Here is a 24,462-nt window from a genome sequence, read left to right on the forward strand (position 1 = left end):
ACAGTTATTCAATAAATGAAGACTAAATAGTGTACATTGAGATCTTTAAAAGATCTACTTTTTTGCTCAATGGGCAAAGAATCTATTTAGGCCACTAAGTGGCCTCTGTTTAGTAATTTATCCTGCTTTTTTTAATATGCATATTGAGGCCGGGAAGTGAGACGAGCGCAGCTCAAGCGAGTCTCCTTTTTTAACTATATCAACATGCAACGAGGTTAAAAGAAGATGGCTTCCCGTTTCCCCTGTACCTTCCTCAGCTATAGACTCATAGTTAATTGAAATCATATCGCCGGAAGGAATGCTGACTCGCTGGATTGCTGCCTCTCTTTTGTTGTATGAGCTATTGCTTTGAGAGGATAGAGGATTCAGATTAAGTACTACGGTGTCTTCTTTTTTATCACCAAACATTAGGGACATCTGTTCTTTGTTTTGAGTAATTGTAAGTCGGGCTTCCCAATTCCCATCTTCATCCTCATCACCACTACCACCATTACATGAACCCAGCCATACCCCTGTGAAATCGTTAAGAGCAGTATGTTTTTGTGGTACTAATGTGTGTGGCTTTTGGTATTTTTTATAAAAAGGAAAGGCAAAAGTATTTGATGCGAGTACTGAGGTAATAATCAAAACGGCTAGTTTTTTCATAATTTTCTCCATAAATAGATTGAATGCCTTTAGTCTTAAAGGTTTATCATTTCCTACGTCGAATTTGCTTGAGCAACAATACCATCTCTGGTGATTGGTAACAAATATGGAAAATAATTACTTGTCAAAGAGGTAAATTTGAAAATCGCACTGAGCTGCGGGTCTTTTATTGCCTAGAGCAATAGATTTTAAAGATGAAAATAATTTTCTGGTTTATTTTTCTCAAGTACACTTCGGGGTATTCGTTCATTTCCGAGACTACTACAGTGCTGCGATTCTCCTTCTGTTTATTTATTCCACTGCTCCTACTTATTGTAAGCCCCATAGCAGTTGCATCTTCTCAATTAGTTAAAAAACATAGCAGCTATGGTGAACCCCTAATTGTCCATTCCTATAAATTTTATGATAAAACAAGAAACCGTATTCTCCCTGTGACGGTCTATGTCAGCCGTTCTCCCCTAAAAGAAACAAAATCCCATCCTTTACCCGTTGTTATTATTAATCATGGCTATGGTGTAAAAAATACGGAGTATTCGTTTTTGGCTAAACTACTTGCCGCACGAGGCTATTATGTAGCCAGTATTCAACATGATTTAAAAACTGATCCTCCTTTGGCAAGAACAGGTGATTTATTTGTCAGGCGCAAGCCGTTATGGAAAAGAGGCGTCTTAAATATTCTTTTTGTCATGCACGCGCTTCATCGAGTAGAGCCTAATCTCGATTTGAATAAAGTTATTTTAATTGGCCATTCTAATGGAGGTGATATTGCCATGCTTTTTGCAAAGGAGCATCCTCAATTAGTGCAAAAGCTAATTTCATTGGATAGCTTGCGCATGCCTTTTCCTTTAAGTGGCACATCACCTATTTTATCCTTACGCGCGAATGATACGCAGGCTGATAAAGGGGTTCTGCCGGATAAAATGAAGGCGAAGCATCTTGGCATTGAAATCATTAAGCTGGAAAATGCTAAACATATTGATTTGTGTGATCGCGGAAGTAGAGAAACACAGCAGAAAATAAACCAACTTATAGCGCAATTTTTAAATAGTGCAGGCGGTGGAGGAGCATTTTAAAGGGCGAGGATTAATAACATTAATTTATGTACAAGTGCTTTTCAGGCTCCGGAATTTTATAAAAAATACTGTTTGCGGAGTTTACTCGTGAAAATAAGGTGAATCCTAAGTTATCAAAGCATTTTTTGTGAAATTTTTTGAAGAAGAAAATCAAAAACCAGGGTTTACTTAACCCTACTGGGAGTTATAAATGTTAGCTGATTCTATATGTGGAAAATACCGGCATTATAAAAACGAAAAATTATATGAAGTCATTGGCCTGGCGCGCCATAGTGAAACCGAAGAGGATATGGTAGTGTACAAGGCGCTTTATCATTGTGATGACTTTGGGGAAAATCAGCTTTGGGTTCGGCCTAAGCACATGTTTTTTGAGAATGTAATTCATAATGGGAAAACAGTCCCTCGGTTTCAACGAGTAGCGTAGGTCGACATAGGGCTGATGATTGTTCCTGCGTAGGCAGGAATCCCTCCATAAAAGTGGCTCAGTGCCAAAATAAAGATGGATCCCCGCCTGCAATTACTAGTTTTTGAATTTGCGTGATTGGAGCTGACCTTGATTAAGCCGTTTTTTCATATAGATCATGACCAATAAACCGCGCGCCAGGTCCTTCATGAGTTATATCATCAGCTTGTTTATTTAATATTGATAAGGTATCAATTGCTTTTTTATCTTTACTTAGGTTACCTGTAACACTTAATACAGAATCGCACATGGGATAAACCACACTGAACGTTAATGCATTTCCTACTATATATCCGGTAATTGGTCTTTTTTGTTTTATTGCTTGCGGACAAGTTTTAGACGCCACGGCAGTAGTAAAATATCCACTGATTTTGTTATCTTCTAATATATTAAGTTCTAAAATTGATCCTCTTTGATTTTTAAAAATAGTTGTATTTTCTTGTGCATTAATTGTTTGTGATAAGAGAGAAGAAGCGATGATGGTGGTATAAAAAATTGTTTTAAAGCTCATAAAGCATTACTCCATTTTATTGTGAAATTAACCATTTAGTAAAAAGCGTATTAATAGACCGAACAAAAAAGCAATTAATTCTGCGCGAATTTTTACACAAGTAACCTCCGAGAACAATATTATACCCAGAACCTTTGGGCAGCATATTGTTATTCATGTTTGCCCCTAACCTATTACCTTCGCTGCATGCCTCCAAGCTATCTTGCCCTGGAAGACCTATACACCCGTGAGAATAGGCTATAATGGTATTAAGGAGCCTTATGTAGAGAAATGATATGTCTAAAGATCTAAAAAATAGCGTAGATAATCCTAATAGTGCTGTTGATAATGCAGCAAAGATTAAACGTCTGTACCTTGATACGCAACTAGGTAGTCCTGTTGATACAGTAGAAGAGTTTGACGCGCAACTTCACAATCTAGGACCATTAGATAGTAGGGCTGAAGTCTCAGAACTGGATAATGATGATCCTGAACACAGTAACATTAATAGGCCTAAATAGTGCCGACATGGCATTCATCTTAATTTCCTACCCTTATAAATTCTAATTAACCCAATTTCCAACAGGAAGGTTGGGTTAATTATGGCGCTTGCGACTTTTTATCTACCTTAAACAGAGGCAAAAAAACATTTCATATTGAGATACTAATAATTAGGGATAATTGGACAGTTGCTGCCAGTATGTCTTTGCTTGCGCTGTACCAAGGGCTACGGAAAAAACTAATCTATACTTACGGTATATTAATTATTCATCGTTTCTTATGCCGAACTTAAAATCCATTAATGATAAATTAAAAAGCGAGTTTGCAAAGAAGCATCCTCAGCCAGTATTTACTTCCGAAGAAATATGGCTTATGCAGGAGGTAGCGGCTAAATGGAAAGACCGGTTTAATAAAATAAGTTTTTCGGGGCGCGATGGGGTTATGCTGGGATTTTTTCGAAGCCCTGAGTTTAAGCATTTATGTGAGTCACCTGGGTTAATAAAAAAAATTATCGCAGCGGAGAATAACCTCAATCAATTAGACGATTTGGTCTATCCTAGAATCAAGAGTGCTAATATAAATTTGACTTTCGGCTCTATTCTAAAGTTTGGTTTATCGATGGCGGCTAGTACTGATTACTTACGGATTGGTACGGAAAATATAGATAAGGGTATAGCTAAGGACCATAAGGATCCGGCGAATGCACGGTTGGAGTTAGCAGCAAATAGAGAAAAATGGTATGCGGAAAATACTCTACCTGCCTTGCAGGCAATAGCAAATGAATTAAACAGCAATCATGAATTTTCTCAACAGGAACCCCAATCGGCAACGAAAAAAAATCTTGCTGAACGTTGGAGTGCGCTATGTAATTCCTTATTGTCTTTAAATGATAAGTTGAAAGGCCAAATAATTAATGTTCCGGGATATGCGAATAGTTCCATGATAGATCAAGCGCACTGGTGGATGAGAAATACATTCGGCGCCAAAGACAGCCCCCAAACAGTGCACGTCAATCAGTTTTTCAATGAGCAGAAAAATGCATCAGAATGTTATGCAGGCAAGCCAATCAATGAATATGCAAAAACTTGCTTTATACCGGATAAATATAAAAATTTAGACGCATTAACTAATCATTTTTTAGATAATCATTTCTTATTAGATGAATGGTTTGGCCATATGGTGACTGATCGCGCCCATCTTGAAGCGTTAATTTTTGCAGAATACCCTGAATATGCCTTCCCGGATGGTTCGAAACATAAAATGCGAGATATTATTGGTGCTTTATGTACTAAGGTTCAAGAAAATCCAACACAATACAAGCAGGCTTTCGACCAGTTGAACTTACGATTAGGGCGTGTAGAAGATCATTTGTCCCAAAATATTCCTTTTATGAATATTCAGGAAGCTCAACAAGGGCAGCATAAAGATGCTCCAGGGAGTATAAAAAATCAAGAACAAACACCTAACAAAATGCTGATGATTTCTGAGGCGAAAGCCTCGGGTATTTTAGAGCGCATCTCCTCCATATTTAATGCTTTTAGTAAAGCGATACAATCGGCTTTGGCGGCAATGAAAGAGCTTGCTTTGGGTTCTGAGAATGATAAAGGGAGCAAATTATGACGCAACTCAATACGCCATTAAGCGGTAATCCGAACACGCAACAACTTTTACTATTGCTTGATGCGTTAAGGCCTCTACTTAACGATTTACGAGGAGTTCTTGCCGATGCAAAAAAATTTCATTCTAAATATCAGCATCATTTAAATCATTTAAATTTATATCTTAAAATGAGCAATGCTAAAGAACCGGAAATGGGGGATGTCGAGTTGGAAGAATGGGTTAACCATATTGGTTCTATTTTAGAAGGCCTTGGAAATCTTATGATTGAAATTTCGCATGATAAAGAGGAAAGCAAATTTTATATCGAGAATGGCGTTATGGTGAGGCTTCAAGAAATCGCGCAAAAATTTGTATTGTTAATTTCTGAATGAGCGTTAAGGCCTATTTATTTCAGTAGTCTAAAAGACAACCTCCTGAGGAGGGCACGAATTAATACGTGCCATATTCAGGGCTCCCTCGCGATGGTTCAGGATGATGAACTTCAACCTGCATGAAAATTTATTAAGTTCGTATTTAAATCTTAGCCAGCAATTCTGATTTAGTGGTTAATGTTTCCTTATCTTGAATACGATCTAAAAACAAATAACCATTAAGGTGATCAATTTCATGTTGTAGGATTCTTGCTTCTAAGCCATGCGCTCTTTTGCAAATGAACTTTCCATCGCTATCTAAACCAAAATATTCAATTTCCATTGCTCTAGGGACTTGCCCCATGATGTCGCCACAATTGAGGCAGCCCTCATAATCGGTTTGTATTTCTTCTGATAAGATATTAAACGAGGGGTTAATTAGTGCGGTATCAGGTATTGAGTATTCCAGGTTTTTGCGTTGTGTATAGGCAGTACTAAATACAATAACACGTTTACTGACGCCTATTTGTGGGGCGGCCACACCTACAGCACATCGCTCTTTCATGATGAGAAACATGTCCTGAATTAATTCGTTTAGCCAGCTGCTCCCAAATTCTGACTTGGGAACGGACTCAGCAACCTGTCTTAAAACGGGATCATTTTTATCCAATAACAGTTTCATAATTCGTCCAATTATTAAAATTAATAAGATGCTCAGGGGCATCGCCTTGTGACAATTTTAATTAGCTCCAAAGTTCTTTGGGTCGGCTCGTTCTGTTAGAGCTTGGCATTGTTTCTATACTTGCATGTTTTTTCCTTCGTACATTCCTTTGTGGCGGTTTTTTTTATATTAATAGAAATTTGTAAAAAAAGCAGTGGCTTGTTTATGGGATTAATTGTAGGTTGGGTCTTGAGCTAACCTACACTTTTTAAAATTTTCTTAACGCGTAAAGGGTTCGCATCAAACTTTGTAGACAACTGGGAGGAGGGTTTTCTCCATTGGCTCAGGGCTTAACTCCAAATATTATTCCCATAAAAATAATTTTTAAAAAACGTTGAGGAGTTAATCAACCCTTAAGCTTAAGTGTTTTACACTAATAAAAAGCAAAGAGGAGAAATACTATGTCAAACAAAAAACTAACTGAACGTTTGAATCATGAACTTGACGAGCTAGGTGTTCCATCCTTGATGACTGAGCGCGTCCAAGTATGCTCCAAATTATTTGAACTGCCCAAGTTTAAAATAGAGGCTTTACTAAATGGTGTAGTTGCTTTAGATGCTTATGCCATGAAAAAAATTGCGGATGAACTTGAAGTCAGTTTTGATTGGTTGTGTGGTAAATCCAAGCATAAAACACAACACTAAAATTTATTATATTGGCCCAAATAGCCTGAATTTTTAAACATGAAAATCAGGAAATTTGGGCTTAAATTTACTAATGTAAACTGCTTTTAAGCACGAACCTGTTCTATTAAAAATGCACTATACTTATAGGTAACCTTAATGGACAGGAGGTTTGTTATGGCTTGTGCGGCTAGTAATAAAAATAAGTCTATCTCATTGCTTTTACATATTTTTTCAACTTCTACTCCTCAATTTTTTCTTACGCTCATCTTGCAGGAAAACTCATATAAGGATCATTAATGAGTAAAGCAAATATTGTTATAGGTGACGAACGCATCAAGCCAGGTGAGAGGAAAACCGTTTTTTTACCTTTACCTAAATTATACGATTGGACTCCGATGAGCTTACCCATACACGTCATTAATGGTACGGAGGAGGGGCCTGCACTTTGTGTGACAGCAGCTATCCATGGGGATGAGATCAATGGGGTGGAAATCATTAGGCGTTTAGTACATAAAAAAGGGTTAAAGCATATTAAGGGCAGCATCATTGCGATCCCCATAGTTAATGTTTATGGCTTTTTATATCAAGAGCGTTATTTAATGGACCGGCGGGATTTAAATCGCTCTTTTCCAGGTGGTCCAAAAGGCTCGCTGGCATCGATTCTTGCTGGAGTAATTAGTTCAGAAGTTCTTTCGCAATCTCAGTATGTTATTGATTTGCATACGGGATCAAATCATCGATTTAATTTACCGCAGATTCGCGCCAATCTGGATATGCCAGGCCTGGAAGCTTTGGCTCGGGCTTTTAATGTGCCGGTGATTTTGCATTCTGCCTTTAGAGATGGCTCCATGAGAGAATATGCTAATGAGCAGGGTGTAGCTATTTTAGTTTATGAAGGTGGAGAAGCTTTGCGCTTTGACGAATTATCAATTAGAACGGGACTTAATGGTATTTTGAGCGTTATGGCAGCTTTAGATATGATTAAACCTGGACGATTCGGCTTAAAAAAATTTACCCCAACTATTTCAAGAAATAGTTATTGGCTAAGGGCTCCGATTAGTGGCATCTTGCGGCACATTAAAAAAGCCGGTAATCGTGTCAGCAAAGGGCAAATCATTGCGATTATTGCTAATCCTACCAGCACAGAAGAATACAAATTAAAGTCACCTATTTCAGGAATAATCATTGGCGAATGTATGTTGCCATTAGTGCATGCAGGCCAAGCTTTATTTCACATCGCAAGTTTTGAGAAATTAAATGTTGTTGAGGAGCAGTTGGAAAATATTCAAGAAGTATTTAATTTGAATGATGAAGATATGCAATAGCTACAACAATGTTTGCTCATCCTGCACTCCGAGTTATAATTATGCCACCCATTTTGGGTAATTGGTTTCAGAAAGGACAATAGCGTGTTTCACAATCACATCGAGCTGCGCTCCTATCATTCCGAAAGTTGTAGCCATATTCATGATTTTGCTCAGTTGGTGCTTCCTTTGTATGGTTCTATGGAGTTGGAAGTAAATCAGTATTCCGGACTTATTCATAAGGACATAGGCGTTTATATTGCCCCTGAAGAGCGGCATTGTTTTTCTGGGGGCGAGGATAATCTTTTTTTAGTTATTGATGTTAAAGATAAATGCTATTTATGGAATGAGGGCTCCATTCCTAGTTTGCTGAACCTATCAAGCAGCGCTAAAAAGTTGATTCAATTTAGCCATCATTATTTAACTAATAATGAACCTGATGTATTTACGGATGCCTTATTGAATCAATTGTTACTGCAAATTACCACCAAACCCTTTGCCCCAGAAGGGGATGCATTGGTGCAAAAAGCAAAGCATTGGATTGATTTACATTTTGCCGAGCCAGTCCAGCTTAGTCAGGTAGCTAGACATTGTCATTTGAGTATTAGCCAACTACAGCGTCGTTTTAAGGAACAGATGGGATGTGCTCTTGCTGAATATTGGCGCATGAAAAAATTAGAGCAGGCTCGGGCTTTATTAGCCAGAACGACGCGTTCAATTGAAGAGGTAGCCTTTAAAGTTGGTTACGAGAATTTATCTGCATTTAGCCGGCGTTTTACTAAAGTGTATGGAGTATCGCCATCGCAATGGCGTGTAACGGCACAACCAATGCATGTATCGGATAACTAATTTTGCTTTTAAGCCTGCTAAACTTGCTCGTACTTCGAAATAAAAAAGCGGTACGCGATGCAAAAAAGTGATTCTTTTATCAGGGGCATGTTCTTTCTTTTTCTTGCGCAAGTGATGGTGGGGATTAATATCGTATTGTCTAAGTACATCCTGGCCTCCATTCCTATCCAGCTCGTTCTCGCGCTTCGTTTTAGTTTAGCGGCTGCAATTTTATTGGTGCTACATGAGTTGTCACCGGCAAGAAAGCTGTCTATTGCCTATTATTTCTCGCAATTAAAACGACGAGATTGGTATTTTATTTTAGCTCAGGCTTTATGTGCGGGCGTCCTTTTTAATGCATTAATGTTATTGGGCTTACATTATACGGATGCGAATGTAGCCGGTATCATTACTAGTGTTTTACCCGCAATTATTGCGCTTATGTCCTGGATTATTTTAAATGAGAAGATTTCCGGAAAGAACGCGATTTGTATTGGCTTTGCAACGTTTGGCCTCTTGGTTATTGCACGAGAAAAGTTGGGGGGCGCGGTTGTAAGTCACTCGTTTTTAGGTGATGCCATTGTATTAATTTCCTTACTTCCAGAGGCTGCTTATTACATTTTAAGCAAGATGTATGTAAGTTCCCTACCCGTATTTTTAGTTTCCTCGTTGCTTAATGGGATCAATGCCATTTTATTATGTTTTTTAAGCCTGAATTCGTGGAGTAGTATTCACATTGATGGATTTAGTTGGTGGGTTCTAATTGTTTTAGGCTTAAGTTCAGGTTTATTTTATGTTTTTTGGTATTTTGGTTCGCAAAGCGTGGATGGCGTAATGGCTTCGTTATCTACGGCGATAATGCCTTTGGCAACGGTACTTCTTGCTTGGCTCTTATTAGGTGAACAACTCACGCTTGGGCAAATGATAGGAATGGGAATGGTTTTATTGTCGATTGTTATTTATGCAAAACATTAATTGCAAATAATATCCTAAGTGTGGTTTTATATGTCAGTTTTTTATCATCAGATAGGATCCGATGCCTTTATGAGAGAGGAACTTGTGGCTGACAAAATAAAAGAACCCAAATCCAAGTATTCATCTTACGGAAAAACGGCAGCCACAGCAGTGGTTACCTCCTTGGCTGCTTATGGGGCGATGCGAAAGGGTAATTATCGTGTAGCTTTGCTGTTTTATGCTAAAACAGGAGGCGGGGGAATTAACCTATACAAACAAGTTGAAGGACATTCACGCCGTATTTTTGCTCTTGATTATCACCCTTTTTGGAATAAAACCACTCAAACCAAGGAATGGAAGCTTCACTATCATCGCGGTAAAACAAAAGAAGAACTTAAAGAGCATCGCCCATATGATGGTCATTGGTAGCATACAGACTAGCTCTTATCAGGCTTTATCAAAAGTGGTCTGGGCTCATGAATGTAGCAGGTTTATTTTAGAGATTGTTTTGTTAAAATAATTTTGTATGATGATTAACTCTGTTACCACTTAAAAGTGATTTATGCGTGGAAAAAATGTAGTAGTTGTTGGAGGCTCGATTGCCGGTTGCGCTTTAGCTATTTTGCTTCAACGTTTAGGGGCAAACGTTAGCATTTTGGAGCAATCATCAGGACGAATAGGTCAAGGCTCAGGGATTACGCTTCCTGAGGCGGTAATTAATCAATGTATAGAAAATGATTTATTTGACGCAGACATCCCACGTCTATTAGTTACCAGTCGCTCCTTTATTCGTAAAAATGAACAGGAAACTCCAGACATTCAAGTATTTTGGAAGCAAGCAATCCAAGTTATGACCTTAAATTGGGTTGATGTGTATCAAAATCTACGCAAACGAGTTGAGTCGATAAACTATTATACGAATGCTGAAGTCTGCCACCTTGAAGAAACGCAGGAAGGCTGTCTAGTGAAAACGTCTGACGGTACTGTTTATAATGCAGATCTAGTTATTGCTGCGGATGGAATAGACTCCACTGTGCGTGCTCATTTATTACCAAATGCTCAGCCAGAGTATGCAGGTTATGTGGCTTGGCGGGGTGTTATGGATAATGAGCATTTAAACTCAGATAAGCTTTTTCATCAGCATATCCCTTATAGCGTTTATCCGCATGGTCATATTCTTTTATACCGAATTCCTGGTGCAAAAGGAAAAACATTACTGAACTGGGTTATGTATGAAGATAGAAGAGGCCGCTCTTTAAATAGTTTATTAATTGATAACGAAGGCAATCAGCGCACTTATTCTCTACCCGCAGGAACATTAACCGTAGAGCACATGCAATATCTGCACAATTTCGTTCAAGTATTACCAACTGCAATTAAAGAAATTATCATGGAAACCTCAAGGCCTTTCCTCCAGGCTATTTTTGATTTTCATTTGCCGCCTTATGCAAGTAATCGGGTAATTTTTGTAGGCGATGCTGCGGCGACCTTAAGGCCGCATACGGCCTCCGGAGTATTTAAGGCTCTAGCTAACGGGTTTGAATTGATAAATCTTATCGAAAATAATCCTGGGCTTAAACTGACTGACTATGTTTCTTTATGGAAACAAAATCAGCAACAGCAGTTAGTTGAGGAAACACAAAAGGCAAAAGCTATGGGAGAGGCCTTGGTAAGCCATACCCCTGATTGGCACTTGATGGATCAAGAGTCTATGGATGCTTGGTGGGCTAAGGTGATGCAAGGAAAGATTTGGTATGCCACGAATAATGATGAGGCATAAGGAATAAAAGAAAATTATGCTTTGTAGTTGCGTGAATGGTGCTTGTTACAGGGAGTCCTATATAAATACAACCAGCATCCTGATTTAATCAGGAGCTTGGTGTTAAGATGGTTTGGATTGAGTTTTTGCGTTATATCCAGGAAAGAATATCAGGCTCTAAACGGGGCACGGGTTCGACAGCACCGGCGGGAACCCCTATTATAATTGGTGCAATTGCAATCATTTCAGCTCCAACATGGAGTTTTGATTTCCATTCTGGAGTATTTAAAGCAGGAACAGCAAGGGATACCACACAAGAACCTAAACCATTAACACAAGCTGTGAGCATTAAATTTTCCGCGGCTAACCAGCAATCAGCTACAACAAAAGGTCTTTGAAACCTACTGTAAATAACGATAAGAGTGCTTGCATTATAGAATGCGTTAAAATTTGGCTTTTCTGTGAGTTCTTTGACGCGCTTCATCAATTTGGGGTAATTACGTGCTTCATTATAAATCAAGCCTTGTATCGTATCAGATAGTTGCTTGAGCATTTCGGTATCTTGAATTATCGCAAAGGCCCAGGGTTCTTCACGTAATGCGGTTGGTGCATGAACCGCGGCATTAAGTAAGGCATGAATCATTGGTGCTTCGATTTTTTGCGGTTTGTAATCACGTACCGTTCGGCGTTTATAGATTGCATCTATTTCGCGCGCAGGGCGGGCTTCCCTAGGTCTTTTTGCTGTAGCCATCATGGTCTCCGTTCAGGTCCTGTCAGATAGAGTTGAAATTGATGCCAATGAGTAAATTTTGGTCTATCCTTGGGGTTTGTCAAGTCCATTAAGCTAATATAAATGGCAATAGCCCACCTTTCTTTTCATCGGCATTAAGAATGCCTCTTAACAGCTGTTCAACACTTTGATAAATAAATATTCTCCAATGAGTTTATACACCTGCTGAGGAGAATAAATTTAGCTTCATTAGCTATTAACTGAGTTCATTAATGTTTTGAGTATAGTATTAATTTAAGACCTTACTTGACAAAAATTAATATTGCTTTCTAAAATGCAAATGACCAAATTGTTATTTGGTATCTCAAGCGCTTATCAATTCAATTAAAAGGAATTAATCAAATGAACAAAATTAAATTAACTGGTGCTGCACTTGCTGTGGGTGCTGCTTCTATGTTCGCTTTAGCTCCAGCATTTGCTAATGATACTTCCTCTTCTTCTCATATGGTTCACTGTAAAGGCGGTAATTCTTGCAAGGGTCAAAGTGCGTGCAAAACTGCTGATAATTCCTGCAAAGGCCAAAATTCCTGCAAAGGAAAAGGCGTTGTTAAAATGACCAAAGAAGAATGCCAAAAAGCTGGCGGTACCGTTCAGTAATTTTTGCCTTGCACCAGCCATGCTCCATGCCTGGTGCAATCAAGGTTGATTATGTCTCAATATAAGTCCATGCAAAACATGCCCTTTCTTGGTTTTGGTCTAGGATTAAGACCAGACTACTATGAAGAAATTTTATTGCAAAAACCGAACGTCGATTGGTTTGAATTAGTTACGGAAAATTATCTAATTCCGGGTGGCAAGCCTTTATATTATCTTGATAAAATTCGGGAATATTATCCTGTGGTAATGCATGGCGTCTCTCTTTCCTTGGGAAGTTGTGACCCTTTAGATCATGATTACCTACAGCAAGTAAAAAATTTAGCTTCCCGGGTGGAACCGAAATGGATTTCTGATCATTTGTGCTGGACTGGTGTTAACGGCCTTAATGCCCATGATTTATTGCCCATTCCTTATACTCAATATGCGATAAAGCATATTGTATCGCGCATTCATCAGGTACAAGATTTTCTGCAACGCCCAATTTTAATTGAAAATGTATCCAGTTATCTAACCTATAAACAGTCAGAAATGTCGGAATGGGAATTTCTTCTGGAAATAGTTAAAGAATCGGGCTGTTATATTTTATTAGACGTAAATAATGTATATGTAAGTTCAGTTAATCATCAATTTAATCCTTTAGATTATATTTATGCAATGCCTAAAGAGCGAGTTGTGCAAATTCATTTAGCAGGGCATTCTAACCATGGTGCCTATATTATTGATACTCATGACGCACCAGTGGTACAGGCGGTATGGGAGCTTTATGCAGCAACAATCCGCCATTTAGGGAAAGTCTCTACCATGATTGAGCGCGATGATAATATGCCTGCGCTCGCCGAATTATTAGCTGAAATGGATAAGGCTCGTAGTATTACTGAATCAGTATTATACAATGAGGTATTGGTATGAATGAGCTGAAGCAGTTACAAGAACAATTCCAACAATTTTTATTATATGGCGATAACGAAATTCATAGTTCCATCATGCATACCGAGCAGGTTACAGCCGAGACGCGTTTAGGGATTTATCGCGATGCTTATGAGTTACGCCTAATTGAAAGTCTGGTGGCAAATTTTCCTTGCCTCTATGCTTATCTTGGCACCGAAGAGTTTAACCACCTGGCTCGAGCCTACATTAAAGAGTATCCTTCTTCATTTCGTTCGATTCGCTGGTTTGGAGATAATCTGCCGACTTTTGTACGAACTAATTATGCACCATACCCTTACCTTGGGGAGTTAACTGATTTTGAATGGAGAATGACTTTAGCTTTTGATGCAATAGAGGCGCCTGTGGTATCTGTCGCGGATATGGCAGCAGTTCCAGCAGAGGCCTGGGCTGATTTGCAATTTGTCCTTCATCCTTCAGTACAGCGATTTAATTATTTGTGGAATAGTGTGTCCCTGTGGCAAGCGTTAGCTCATGAACAGGATATGCCAGAGTTACAACAACAAGCAGAAGCCGAAGCTTGGATTTTATGGCGAACCCCTGAATTAGTGATGCAATTTTGTAGTTTAACACCGGATGAGGCCTGGGCTTTAGATAGGCTGGCTCAAGGCGTTTCTTTTGGCTCACTTTGCGAAGGGCTTTGTCAATGGGTCGCTGAGGAGGATGTTGGAATGCATGCTGCTTCCTACCTTAAAAGTTGGATTCAGCGGGGTCTTTTTTCCGCGCTCCTTACTAATTAAATACTTCCTCCAAATAAGGCAGCGCAATATAACCAGAAGAGTAGTATATAGCAAGTAATACCCCCAATAGTTTAAATAGATTCCCCATTGAATGCTTTGCTCTCTCGTAGTATAATAACTATACACAGTGGAGTATATCCTATATTCCCGGAGGGGCTATGACTGGCGGCACAAAGAATACATCTGATTTAATTTTAGACTCTAAGCAAGGTTCTGCAAACCTTCCCATAGCTATTGAGTCTGAAGGTGCCGATAATTTGCCTAAGCAGACAACGGCTCCTGCTCAAAAAAAGATAACAAGACGCATCGACAATCCAGGACTTGGTAATTGTGCTTTTTATGCTTTTGCTATCGGTTTAATTGATATTATTAAAAAAGAAAGAGCGGCTCATGGCGATGTACGTCGTCCTATGTTTGAGCGCTGGGTTGCTTTAGATCCCTCTCTGACCAATGATTATTATGCCATTTGTGCATTTGACCTCAATAATCCTAATAAACAGAAAGCATTATTAGATCGCATGCAAATGGGGCTTAGGAGAATTGCTTATCAATATAAGATCGACGAATTGCGCAAGGCTTGTGTGCAGTCGCGAGTTGATGATGGGTATAAAAGTCTTGTTGGTACCAGTAGTTTTGTCAATTTTTCATACCTGTTTTATGGTTTAAAAAAGGATAATGACAGCAGGTACAACGAGTTTAGTGATAATAAAATTAAAACTGCTTTATTTGGCGGTCGTAATTTTCATCTACTGACTGAATTTCCTGCGAATCTTAACCAATTTAAAAATAGTTATATTTTTTGCAATGATGAACTCTCTTATATTAATGTAAAGGGAGAGGCTACAAAGGTAAAAATAAATAAGTTAGCCTTATTCAAGAAAGAGTTAGCCAAAATAAATGACAGTGGCGCTAGCTCATTGAAGTTGACTGCGGAACAAGTTAGAAAGTTAATTACATCAAATGGAGGTCACACTCCAACGGCAACATTAAAAAGAGTAAGTGTTAATGAAGCCTTAGCCAGTAAAGGTTTAACTGAACTTGAACTGAAAAAGAGGCTAAGCCTAGCCATGCTTCCACATTTATTAGAGAACGTTCTTAATATTAGTGAAGCGGAACAACAAGCACCCTGGCAGGCAATATTTAATGAAGCTACATGGAATGTAGACAGACCTAAATTGGTGGAGCTAATAGAAGCGCATCTACCTAGTCTTACCGAACAAGAGCGTGACAATCGACGAAAGGCAATATCGGAAGCGCTTTATGAAGGGGTTTCGGCAGAAATAAAAAAGCATGTGATAGCAATACTGCAAGAAGATAATACTTTATTTGTTGATGGCTATGAAAACTATACGTTAGCACCATTGTTTTTGCGTTTATTTTATGGTGACGATGTGGCCCTTGATGCGATTACGGAGGAAACACCGATCGCACCTAATTCAATGATACCCCCTGCAATCCAACGCATCACGCAAAACTATTTTTGGGGAACCCATTTGGATTTGGATTATTTATCCTATCCATTTGAAGTTAATTTACATACCTTAGAAAATAAACAGCAAAAATATCCTTTTACTGATCTACCTGATCGACCAATCCTTACGGTCAATAATGAGGGAAATGGACATTGGACAACCTTTATTGAAGAAATTCAGACAGTTGTTCCTCGTCCAACGCACAATACTAAGACGGTAAAGGATACGAAAACAGCAAATAAACCTGAAGAAACAGTAAAGCCTGAGGGTAGGGTCGAGTCCGGGAAAAAAGTAGAAGTAGGATCAACCTCCTCGTTGCTGCATAAACCCGATCGTAATAAATTATTTAAAGAACTAAGTAATGTAGAGACTTTGCAACGTGCAATAGGTGATGCGGTAATACGGTATTGCGACTATAGTGACAATATTACCTTTTCTTTTTTTCACCGCCATGGTGAAACGGGAAGACAGCGCGCTAAAGACTTTTTAGCTGAAATCAATGAGGTAAAAGACTTTAATGAAGCTAAGAAGCGTTTAGTTAGCTATCTTGAGAATAATAAGAATGGCAATACTCATCCTCATTCATTTCGTACCATGCTGTTGCATGAGCTGATAAATGCAAATCTGCACTGCACTTTGGCGGAAACGTCAAAAAATTATGATTGGCAATTAGTTCAGTTCAAAAAGCAAATACGCATGGAAGAAAATATAGCAACAGCAATTGTAAGTACATTATAAATACAAGCAATTGCCTCTGCTCCTCTATGTTCCTAGTCTCCGCGGTTTGCGCGGGACTAGGAACATTTAAAGTAAATACAGGATGAGATTCTTAAACAAAATCTAATCTACAATCGCCCTTTTTTTTTATTAACTAATGCCAAAAACGCAGGTAATAGAGAAACAAATATAATCCCATAAATTACTAGGACAAAATTAGCTTTAACAACAGGGATTGAGCCTAAAAAGTACCCTAAACTAAGCAAGCCACCAATCCAAAGCAGGGCACTTACTACGTTATAAAGAGAAAAATGCAGTACTTTCATGGTACCTATGCCAGCAACAAAGGGAGCAAAAGTACGAATGATGGGAAGAAAGCGCGCAAAGATAATGGTTTTTCCGCCATGTTTTTCATAAAAAACATGGGCATCGTGCAAATGTTTTTTATTTAATAACCAAGATTCATTGGCGGAAAAAATACGTGGGCCTAATGCTCTACCAATAAGAAAATTAAGTTGATTTCCTAATACTGAGGCAATAAAAAGTAGCATAAATAGAATGATTATATTAAATGAATTATCCGGCTGAGCAGCGATACTTCCTGCAGCAAATAACAGTGAATCTCCGGGCAGAAATGGCGTGACGATGAGCCCGGTTTCACAGAAAATCACTGCAAATAAAGCAAGATAAGTCCAAAATCCATAAGTAGTAACAAAGGTATTCAAATAAATATCAATGTGAAGGATGTAATCAATAAGTTGATGTAAGTAGCTCATTTTATCTCTATGTTTAGATTATTGATGGGTTATCAAAAATCGCTAATGAAATATTAAGGCGTATTCATAAACGTCACCATACCAAAATGTGCATACCGCACATGAGTGGTGACCATACCAAAGTAGCGGCCATTTTCACATACTTTATCCATCCTTGTCGATGCTATTCCATGTAGGTAATACAATGTCATATAATTTAATAATATTTAAATTTGCATCTTTTCGCCTGGGCGGAAAAGCCTATGCATAAAATTGATAATTTTATTTGGAGCAACCATTATGAAAACCTTGTTTCATTTGGCATTTCCAATACATGACCTGGCTTTAGCTAAGGACTTTTATCAAGATAAATTAGGATTTATTTTAGGACGAGAATCGGAACATGCATTAATTTTTAATTTTGGGGACCATCAAATTGTGGCCCATAAAGTTGAAGAGCCAGTGCCTATGCAGGAGAGTATTTATCCACGTCATTTTGGTTTAATTTTTCTTAAGCAAGAAGATTTTCTGGCATTTATTGACCGGTTACATGCTCAACAGGTTCCTTTGGAAATCCCAGTAAAAACTCGATTTACTGGTACTCGTATAGAGCATCGATCGTTTTTCCTGAAAGATCCCAGCAATAACTTACTGGAGTTTAAATATTATTCTTATGACTCTGCAATTTTTGGTGAACGAGATTATAAAAAAATCGGGGATGCACTTTCCTAAAAGTTATTCTGGTGCAATGAAAAATAATGGGGTCACCTTTGGAGAGCGAGCAAAATCTGCAGGTGTGATAAAGCCTTCCGGATCATAATCCACATTAATTCCCACCGATTTATAGCAAAGCGAAACATATTCTGAGCAAATATAAGCATTATGTGCAGTAATTTCTGGACTGGTTTTATCAAAGCCAAAAGCAGATATTCCTAAACGCGCCGCGATACGCAGAATGTCTTCCGTATTGTACGGATAGCCTAATAAATCAATCGCTTGCCGAGAAAGACCGGCAACGTATTGGGTTTGAAAATCTTGATGGCGAGCAATCATAATTCGTCCCGGATATGCAGCCTTAGTCCCATTATAATCGCGAACATAACTACTTAATGGTACGGTACGTACGCCAATGCTTTCAACGCTCTCTAAGACCATAATTCGGTCCATGACCTCCAGGCGAATAACAAAGGCAACATGACTCCAAACACTGCCGGTCGCACCTTCAATCATTTTTGACATAATTGATGTACCCGAGCCAAACAGAAGATCACCTGAATTTATGGTATTTCTGATTTGATCATATTGCTGAGTTGGAACATTAGGAAATTGATCCATCATTACTCCTGTAAATTAAGATAGGTATAAATATGCGCCACTTAATTCTAAATTGCTAGGTTTATTGATGATTTCATACGTTTACGCGTTTAAGTTGAATATTAATTTTTATAATCCTACAATACGGCCTTTATAGAATTTTAGGTAAGCGTTCGCGTCATGGCGAAAGTCGTAGGCTGGGCTGTCAAGCCCAGCAAACAATCTCCAAGCGACCAGTGCTGGGCTTGACAGCCCAGCCTACATGATGCCATTAAACAATAACTTCGGACTCTTACAAATTTAGTTCTTCAACAAGGATGTGTGGTGGTGCTACATTTTCTATTTCCTGTGTGCTTATTCCTAAGCGCAGTTTTGTTATTCAGTATCCAACCTATGGCTGCGAAGGCTTTATTACCTATTTATGGTGGAACTCCTGCCGTTTGGGCGGTCTGCATGCTATTTTTTCAGGCAGTACTATTGATCGCGTATGGGTATGCAGCGTTTTTGAGTGTTTTTAAAAATACTAAAATTTGGCGGATAATTCACAGCAGCGTCCTAATACTTAGCTTGAGCGCCCTCCCTGTTTTTTTACAACCAGTCGTTTCTCCAGGAGCACCTGAATGGGGTATTTTGCATAATTTATTAACGCAATTGGGGTTGCCACTATTAGCTCTTGGCGCTTCGGCTCCCTTATTACAATTTGCTTATAGCCAGACTAAAGCGAAAGGAGCTGCTGATCCTTATTTTTTATACAGTGCCTCTAATTTAGGAAGCTTGTCTTCTTTAGTACTTTATCCTTGGATAATCGAACGTTTTATTGGCTTAAAAGGGCAATTTCATTGGTGGGGAATAGGTTATTTAACTTATATAGGACTTTTGTTATTAATATTTTGCACTAACCGCTTCACCCCCTTAAAATCAGAAACCCAAGATAATTCGCCCTGGCCTTGGAGACAGATGGCTCTCTGGGTGTTTTTAAGTTTTGTTCCATGTAGTTTAATGTTGGGTGTTACTTTATATATTACAACGGATGTTGCTGCGACCCCTTTGTTTTGGGTATTACCTCTGGCATTGTATTTACTGACATTCATATTTGCCTTCTCATCCAAATCCCTCATTTCCTTTAGCTGGTTTGCTCAAAACTTTGTTTTGTTTTTAGTATTTACGGTACTTTGTTTTGTTTTGAATGTGAGCCAAGTTCGGGCATGGCAGAGTATCTTATTTAATTTAGCTAGTTTTTTTATTTTGGCAGTACTCTGCCATCGGCAACTATTCTTAAAAAGACCAAAGCCGCAATTACTTACTTTATTTTATTTTTGCTTAGCTCTTGGGGGTGTTTTAGCGGGTATATTTAATGGGATTTTGGCCCCGCACTGGTTTAACCAGGTTTATGAATATCCTTTAGCGCTTTTACTCAGTTTAATTGCTTTACCCATAAGCTGGTCTGCGGGGCCCAATGGTGAAATAAAACAGGTGTACCAACCACAGTCTATACTGCAGTCATTGGCTATTCCTGCTGTTGTTTTAGCTATTTTATTAGGCCATTATTTTATTCCTGCCATTCAATGGCCAGCAGGATTTTCGAATTTCCAAATAGCTGCTATTGTCGCGCTAGCGATCACCGCGGTTTGGGGACGAAGTAAAGTAGGTTTATTAGGATCTTTATTCATTTTATTTAGTTTTCTCTTTTCACCCTATTTGCAAGAAGATAATATTTTAGTGCAAGAACGGAATTTTTATGGGGTAAAAAAAGTTGTTGATAAAGGCGTTAACAGAAGTGCTGTGCATGCCTTGATTAGCCAATCTACGGTACATGGATTGGAGGCAATGAGCGATGCAAAACCCTTTGGTTTTAGTTCTTATTATGGGGCAATTCAATCGGTTGTTATGGATTTGCAACAGCAATGGCAGTCTATGCCGGTCACGATTATTGGCTTAGGTATTGGTACTATGGCCTGCCAATTTCGTCCTACGGATCAGGTTAAGATTATTGAAATCGATGAGCAAGTGATTCAAATTGCTAAAAATCCGCAATATTTTACCTATTTGCGTGATTGTCCTCCACAAATTGAACTTATCAAAAATGATGGCCGTTTAGCGGTAGAGCAATTAAAGGATAAATCGCAAAAGCTTTTAATGGTTGATGCGTTTAGCTCGGACGCCATTCCTATACATTTAATTACTTTGGAAGCTTTCTCTTTATATAGCCAGAAAATCAGCGAAGATGGCGCCATTCTAATTAATTTGAGTAATCGGCATTTAGATTTATTACCCGTTGTGACTGCGGTAGGGCGCGCTTTGGATCTTATGGTGTTTAGTAAAAATGATTCAGGAAATGCCGCCTTAGGACAATTTGCTTCGCAATGGGCTTTATTAACCATGAATCAGGAGTTAGCCGCTAAATTAATGAATGATAATGAATGGCATTTTGTGGCTAATAATAAACAGGTTTTATGGACGGATGATTATTCGAATATAATTCCCTTATTGAAGTGGTAGTATCCTGGTTGTTCGCAACCAGGATTTCTTTTGATGATTAGGGCGTAAATACCGTATTCCTTTCCTCAATGTTTTCTTGCTTTTTATCCGAGAAAAACCACTCACTTAAGGTGAGTTCTGCAGTCTTATCTTTTCTCAAAATACGCTGAGAGGGCGGTTCATTGTTTTGACGGTTTGCGATTTTAGCATCAATTAGAATCGTTTCATCATCGGCCAATAATACGTTTATCGTTTCAAGAAAATTGTCTTTTTGTTCTTGAGTATACATCCATTCGCCTATGTTACTTACATACACGGTATCTATTTGAATTGCATTTTCAGTTAATAAACGGCGAATGCGTAAAAAAGTCTCATGGGCGCAAATACTTTGAGTAATCACAGTAATTTTATCTGTTAATGCTAAATTTCTAATATAATGATAACGCTCTTCTGTAAATAACCAGCTCGTCTCTCTTTGTTGTTCTAAAGCAATTTCTTCAGTTACGGAGAAATGATCTGGGTACTCCTCGCTAATATTGAGGCTAAATTTTATACTTTTAGGCTTAACAAAACGCTGGGCGGAGTTTTTTTCAAAATTAGTTCTAAATCCTTCATATCTATTTTCTTTAACAAATTGTGTCATTTTCTCAATAAAATCAACTTTATTGTTACACCTTATTAGATATTTTAAGGTGTAATGCATAAATAATGCATTCTCTGGATTAATATCACAAATAATCCCTCTCGATGAACCTCTTTTGGCCATAATATCCAAATTATGCCAGCCAGAAAAACCAATGTGAATGGCTTCGGGTATGAGTGGGAACGACTCTAACTGGGCAAAAACATGCTGAACTTGGTGTTCATTGGTATTAATATACACGCCGGCTTGATTAGGAAATGGAAATTTAATTTCCTGATTGTTATGCTTACGTAAGCGTCTGGAAAGAGGGTCTGGAATAAGGAACGGAGGAGCCTTATGTGGAACAGGGATGTGATGTGGCATTCCCTCACGTAATAGTTTATCTATTTTTAACGAAGACATAACAAATACTCTTAATGTTAAATTTTCGTTCATAAATTTAACATAAGATACTTAAGAGAAAATTAATGGGTGGAGCAGCATCATTGTAAATGTAGCGAAACAATCCAGAGGAATACTGTAAGCGTTCACGAGCTATGTAAATTTCGTTATTGCGAACCATGGCGAAGCAACCCAGAGCGATACTTCGATAAGACTCAGTACTGGGTTGCTTCACTTTGTTCGCAATGACAGCAGTTTTTTATTTAATTAATAGAATAATACTTACAGCGTGAACGCTTACGCGATACTTGTTCAAGCTCTGGATTGTTTCGCGGTGCTCGAATGACAAACTTAACGGCAAGGAAATCAAGCGGAAATATGTATGAGCACTGTCTGTGATCAGATCGCCTAAATTTCTGCTAAATTTCCTTTCGTTTCTAACCAAACCTTACGATCTCCAGCTCGTTTTTTATTGAGCATCATATCCATTACTGCTTCGGCATTGGCTTCATCATCCAAAGTAAGCTGAACCAAACGACGGGTATTAGGATCCATTGTGGTTTCACGCAATTGTATGGGATTCATCTCTCCCAATCCTTTAAAGCGTTGCACATTGATTTTAGCTCGGCTTGTTTGTGTTAAATGGGCGATTAAGCGATTCTTTTCCTCATCATCAAGGGCATAGTGAATCACTTTTCCTGCATCGATACGATAAAGAGGGGGCATCGCTACAAATACGTGACCTGCCTGGACTAATGGTTTAAAGTGACGTAAAAATAAAGCACAAATCAAGGTTGCAATATGTGCGCCGTCGGAATCCGCATCGGCAAGAATACAAATCTTTCCATAACGCAGACCACTGAGATCCACTGAGCCTGGATCAACGCCTATTGCCACAGAAATATCATGAATTTCTTGGGAGGCTAGCACATGAGACGAATCCACTTCCCATGAATTTAATATTTTTCCACGCAATGGGAGTATTGCTTGATAGTCTTTGTTACGCGCTTGCTTTGCAGAGCCGCCCGCAGAATCCCCCTCAACCAGGAAAAGTTCTGCTTGACTTAGATCCGTTTGCAAACAATCCGCCAGTTTTCCCGGAAGAGCAGGGCCTTGGCTTACACGTTTACGCGCTACCTGCTTGGCTTGTTTTAAACGACGTTGTGCACGGTCTATCGCTAGAGCGGCAATTGCCTCTCCTTGATTTCGATGTTGGTTTAACCACAATGCAAATGCATCCTTTACCACATTACTGACAAACGCTGAGATTTGTCGCGAGCTTAAGCGTTCTTTAGTTTGACCTGCAAATTGAGGTTCTTTCATTTTCACAGAAAGGACATATTGGCACGAGTCCCAAAGATCATCAGCAGTAAGTTTAACGCCACGTGGTAATAAGTTTCTGAGTTCACAGAATTCATTCATCGCATCAAATAAACCTGAACGTAAGCCATTAACATGCGTTCCACCTTGGATAGTTGGGATTAAGTTCACATAGCTTTCACTAAAACCCATGCTGGCGCCATCGGCCCAAACCAATGCCCAATCCACCGTCGCCTCATCGCTTTTGAACTCACCAGTAAATGGTTCTTCAGGTAAATATGTCCCATCGCTTAAAGATTGATTTAAATAATCAACCAGCCCATGTTCATAACACCAATTAGACACTTCATCACTTGTTTTGTTAACGAACGTCATTGATAAACCAGTACATAGTACCGCTTTGGCTCTTAAAATATGGCTGAGGTGTTTGACGGAAATGCGGGTGGTATCGAAATATTTAGCATTGGGCCAAAAACGAATGGTGGTTCCCGTGTCTCGCTTTTTAGTTACTCCAGTCTCATTTAACTCACAGAGTTTATCTCCATTAGCAAAGGACATTTGGTAAACAATTCCATTGCGTCTAATCGTGACATCCAGACGTTCTGATAAGGCATTCACTACGGAAACCCCTACACCATGCAACCCGCCTGAGAAGCTGTAGTTTTTATCAGAAAACTTACCACCTGCGTGCAGGCGCGTCATAATCACCTCAACCCCGCTTAATCCTATTTGTGGATGAATATCGACAGGCATACCGCGACCATCATCTTCTACTTCAATAGAACCATCTTCATGAAGGGTAACCGTGATGTGGCTAGCAAAACCAGCTAATACTTCATCCACGCTATTATCAATGACTTCTTGAGCCAAATGATTTGGGCGGGTGGTATCGGTATACATCCCGGGGCGACGTTGAACTGGCTCAAGTCCACTAAGGACCTCAATGGCCTGGGCGGTGTAATTTTCTGACATGGCG

25 protein-coding genes and 1 pseudogene are annotated in these 24,462 nt (G+C 38.9%); 18 read left to right on the forward strand and 8 right to left on the reverse strand.

The features are described 5' to 3' along the window. Nucleotides 1-117 precede the first annotated feature (117 nt). Nucleotides 118-645, reverse strand: coding sequence for a hypothetical protein (locus tag BN3124_RS09195; protein WP_058534515.1), 528 nt, complete (start codon nt 643-645; stop codon nt 118-120). A 194-nt stretch (nt 646-839) separates the two neighbouring features. On the opposite strand from BN3124_RS09195, the gene BN3124_RS09200 reads away from it, so the two are divergent. The 3 genes and pseudogenes from BN3124_RS09200 to BN3124_RS09205 all read left to right on the forward strand — a co-directional run bounded on the left by BN3124_RS09200 (nt 840) and on the right by BN3124_RS09205 (nt 2,142). Further along, nucleotides 840-1,718, forward strand: a complete 879-nt coding sequence (locus BN3124_RS09200) for an alpha/beta fold hydrolase (RefSeq protein ID WP_058534516.1) — start codon at nt 840-842, stop codon at nt 1,716-1,718. Next, nucleotides 1,702-1,890 (forward strand): annotated as a pseudogene (locus BN3124_RS17565) (GNAT family N-acetyltransferase); the annotation flags it as partial. The gene BN3124_RS09200 and the pseudogene BN3124_RS17565, both read left to right, overlap by 17 nt. A gap of 18 nt (nt 1,891-1,908) precedes the next feature. Continuing rightward, entirely contained in the window at nt 1,909-2,142 is a 234-nt protein-coding gene (locus BN3124_RS09205; protein WP_058534517.1) for a DUF1653 domain-containing protein, read from the forward strand. A 133-nt stretch (nt 2,143-2,275) separates the two neighbouring features. Here the strand turns inward: BN3124_RS09205 and BN3124_RS09210 are convergent, their stop codons facing one another. Beyond that, nucleotides 2,276-2,692 (reverse strand): avidin/streptavidin family protein, encoded by a 417-nt coding sequence (locus tag BN3124_RS09210; RefSeq protein ID WP_058534518.1) that lies wholly within the window; start codon nt 2,690-2,692, stop codon nt 2,276-2,278. A 275-nt stretch (nt 2,693-2,967) separates the two neighbouring features. On the opposite strand from BN3124_RS09210, the gene BN3124_RS09215 reads away from it, so the two are divergent. The 3 genes from BN3124_RS09215 (at nt 2,968) to BN3124_RS09225 (ending at nt 5,163) form a co-directional block, all read left to right on the forward strand. Further along, nucleotides 2,968-3,192: a hypothetical protein gene (locus BN3124_RS09215; RefSeq protein WP_058534519.1), complete on the forward strand. Its 225-nt coding sequence runs from the start codon at nt 2,968-2,970 to the stop codon at nt 3,190-3,192. A gap of 259 nt (nt 3,193-3,451) precedes the next feature. Further along, nucleotides 3,452-4,792: a hypothetical protein gene (locus BN3124_RS09220; RefSeq protein ID WP_058534520.1), complete on the forward strand. Its 1,341-nt coding sequence runs from the start codon at nt 3,452-3,454 to the stop codon at nt 4,790-4,792. Continuing rightward, nucleotides 4,789-5,163 (forward strand): hypothetical protein, encoded by a 375-nt coding sequence (locus BN3124_RS09225; RefSeq protein WP_058534521.1) that lies wholly within the window; start codon nt 4,789-4,791, stop codon nt 5,161-5,163. The genes BN3124_RS09220 and BN3124_RS09225 overlap by 4 nt, the downstream gene beginning before the upstream one ends. 142 nt (nt 5,164-5,305) lie before the next feature. Here BN3124_RS09225 and def read toward each other — a convergent pair whose 3' ends face one another. Next, nucleotides 5,306-5,824: a peptide deformylase gene (gene def / locus BN3124_RS09230; protein WP_058535859.1), complete on the reverse strand. Its 519-nt coding sequence runs from the start codon at nt 5,822-5,824 to the stop codon at nt 5,306-5,308. A 440-nt stretch (nt 5,825-6,264) separates the two neighbouring features. Between def and BN3124_RS09235 the strand changes: the two genes are divergently transcribed. The 6 genes from BN3124_RS09235 (at nt 6,265) to BN3124_RS09260 (ending at nt 11,355) form a co-directional block, all read left to right on the forward strand. Continuing rightward, complete coding sequence (locus BN3124_RS09235; protein WP_058534522.1) at nt 6,265-6,507, forward strand: hypothetical protein; 243 nt, start codon at nt 6,265-6,267, stop codon at nt 6,505-6,507. 278 nt (nt 6,508-6,785) lie between these two features. Continuing rightward, nucleotides 6,786-7,814 (forward strand): succinylglutamate desuccinylase/aspartoacylase family protein, encoded by a 1,029-nt coding sequence (locus tag BN3124_RS09240; RefSeq protein ID WP_058534523.1) that lies wholly within the window; start codon nt 6,786-6,788, stop codon nt 7,812-7,814. Nucleotides 7,815-7,898: 84 nt separating this feature from the next. Continuing rightward, nucleotides 7,899-8,642, forward strand: coding sequence for an AraC family transcriptional regulator (locus BN3124_RS09245; RefSeq protein ID WP_058534524.1), 744 nt, complete (start codon nt 7,899-7,901; stop codon nt 8,640-8,642). Between the two features lie 57 nt (nt 8,643-8,699). Then, complete coding sequence (locus BN3124_RS09250) at nt 8,700-9,596, forward strand: DMT family transporter (RefSeq protein ID WP_058534525.1); 897 nt, start codon at nt 8,700-8,702, stop codon at nt 9,594-9,596. 84 nt (nt 9,597-9,680) lie between these two features. Further along, entirely contained in the window at nt 9,681-10,004 is a 324-nt protein-coding gene (locus BN3124_RS09255; protein ID WP_149865238.1) for a hypothetical protein, read from the forward strand. Nucleotides 10,005-10,137: 133 nt separating this feature from the next. Beyond that, nucleotides 10,138-11,355 (forward strand): FAD binding domain-containing protein, encoded by a 1,218-nt coding sequence (locus BN3124_RS09260; RefSeq protein WP_058534527.1) that lies wholly within the window; start codon nt 10,138-10,140, stop codon nt 11,353-11,355. A 130-nt stretch (nt 11,356-11,485) separates the two neighbouring features. On the opposite strand, the gene BN3124_RS09265 is transcribed toward BN3124_RS09260, so the two are convergent. Further along, entirely contained in the window at nt 11,486-12,088 is a 603-nt protein-coding gene (locus BN3124_RS09265; protein WP_330139186.1) for a nitroreductase family protein, read from the reverse strand. Between the two features lie 378 nt (nt 12,089-12,466). Between BN3124_RS09265 and bufA2 the strand changes: the two genes are divergently transcribed. The 4 genes from bufA2 to BN3124_RS09285 all read left to right on the forward strand — a co-directional run bounded on the left by bufA2 (nt 12,467) and on the right by BN3124_RS09285 (nt 16,616). Next, nucleotides 12,467-12,721, forward strand: a complete 255-nt coding sequence (bufA2, locus tag BN3124_RS09270) for a BufA2 family periplasmic bufferin-type metallophore (RefSeq protein WP_058534529.1) — start codon at nt 12,467-12,469, stop codon at nt 12,719-12,721. A gap of 45 nt (nt 12,722-12,766) precedes the next feature. After that, entirely contained in the window at nt 12,767-13,630 is an 864-nt protein-coding gene (gene bufB / locus BN3124_RS09275) for an MNIO family bufferin maturase (RefSeq protein ID WP_196398921.1), read from the forward strand. Next, nucleotides 13,627-14,406 (forward strand): HvfC/BufC N-terminal domain-containing protein, encoded by a 780-nt coding sequence (locus BN3124_RS09280; protein WP_058534531.1) that lies wholly within the window; start codon nt 13,627-13,629, stop codon nt 14,404-14,406. Before bufB ends, BN3124_RS09280 begins: the two co-directional genes overlap by 4 nt. Before the next feature lie 158 nt (nt 14,407-14,564). Beyond that, nucleotides 14,565-16,616 (forward strand): hypothetical protein, encoded by a 2,052-nt coding sequence (locus BN3124_RS09285; protein WP_058534532.1) that lies wholly within the window; start codon nt 14,565-14,567, stop codon nt 16,614-16,616. A gap of 107 nt (nt 16,617-16,723) precedes the next feature. On the opposite strand, the gene BN3124_RS09290 is transcribed toward BN3124_RS09285, so the two are convergent. Next, nucleotides 16,724-17,371 carry a DedA family protein gene (locus BN3124_RS09290; RefSeq protein WP_058534533.1) on the reverse strand — a complete coding sequence of 216 codons (648 nt, stop codon included), beginning with the start codon at nt 17,369-17,371 and terminating at the stop codon, nt 16,724-16,726. Nucleotides 17,372-17,650: 279 nt separating this feature from the next. Here BN3124_RS09290 and BN3124_RS09295 point away from each other — a divergent pair, with 279 nt between their 5' ends. Further along, nucleotides 17,651-18,082, forward strand: coding sequence for a VOC family protein (locus tag BN3124_RS09295; protein WP_058534534.1), 432 nt, complete (start codon nt 17,651-17,653; stop codon nt 18,080-18,082). A gap of 3 nt (nt 18,083-18,085) precedes the next feature. Here BN3124_RS09295 and BN3124_RS09300 read toward each other — a convergent pair whose 3' ends face one another. Next, nucleotides 18,086-18,688 (reverse strand): YiiX/YebB-like N1pC/P60 family cysteine hydrolase, encoded by a 603-nt coding sequence (locus BN3124_RS09300; protein WP_058534535.1) that lies wholly within the window; start codon nt 18,686-18,688, stop codon nt 18,086-18,088. Between the two features lie 303 nt (nt 18,689-18,991). On the opposite strand from BN3124_RS09300, the gene BN3124_RS09305 reads away from it, so the two are divergent. After that, nucleotides 18,992-21,163 carry a spermidine synthase gene (locus BN3124_RS09305; RefSeq protein WP_058535860.1) on the forward strand — a complete coding sequence of 724 codons (2,172 nt, stop codon included), beginning with the start codon at nt 18,992-18,994 and terminating at the stop codon, nt 21,161-21,163. Between the two features lie 37 nt (nt 21,164-21,200). On the opposite strand, the gene BN3124_RS09310 is transcribed toward BN3124_RS09305, so the two are convergent. After that, entirely contained in the window at nt 21,201-22,220 is a 1,020-nt protein-coding gene (locus tag BN3124_RS09310) for an LIC_10091 family protein (protein ID WP_149865239.1), read from the reverse strand. 354 nt (nt 22,221-22,574) lie between these two features. Continuing rightward, nucleotides 22,575-24,458, reverse strand: a complete 1,884-nt coding sequence (parE, locus tag BN3124_RS09315) for a DNA topoisomerase IV subunit B (RefSeq protein ID WP_058534537.1) — start codon at nt 24,456-24,458, stop codon at nt 22,575-22,577. Between the last annotated feature and the right edge of the window lie 4 nt (nt 24,459-24,462).

The organism is Legionella saoudiensis, assembly GCF_001465875.1.
Classification (GTDB): Bacteria; Pseudomonadota; Gammaproteobacteria; order Legionellales; family Legionellaceae; genus Legionella; species Legionella saoudiensis.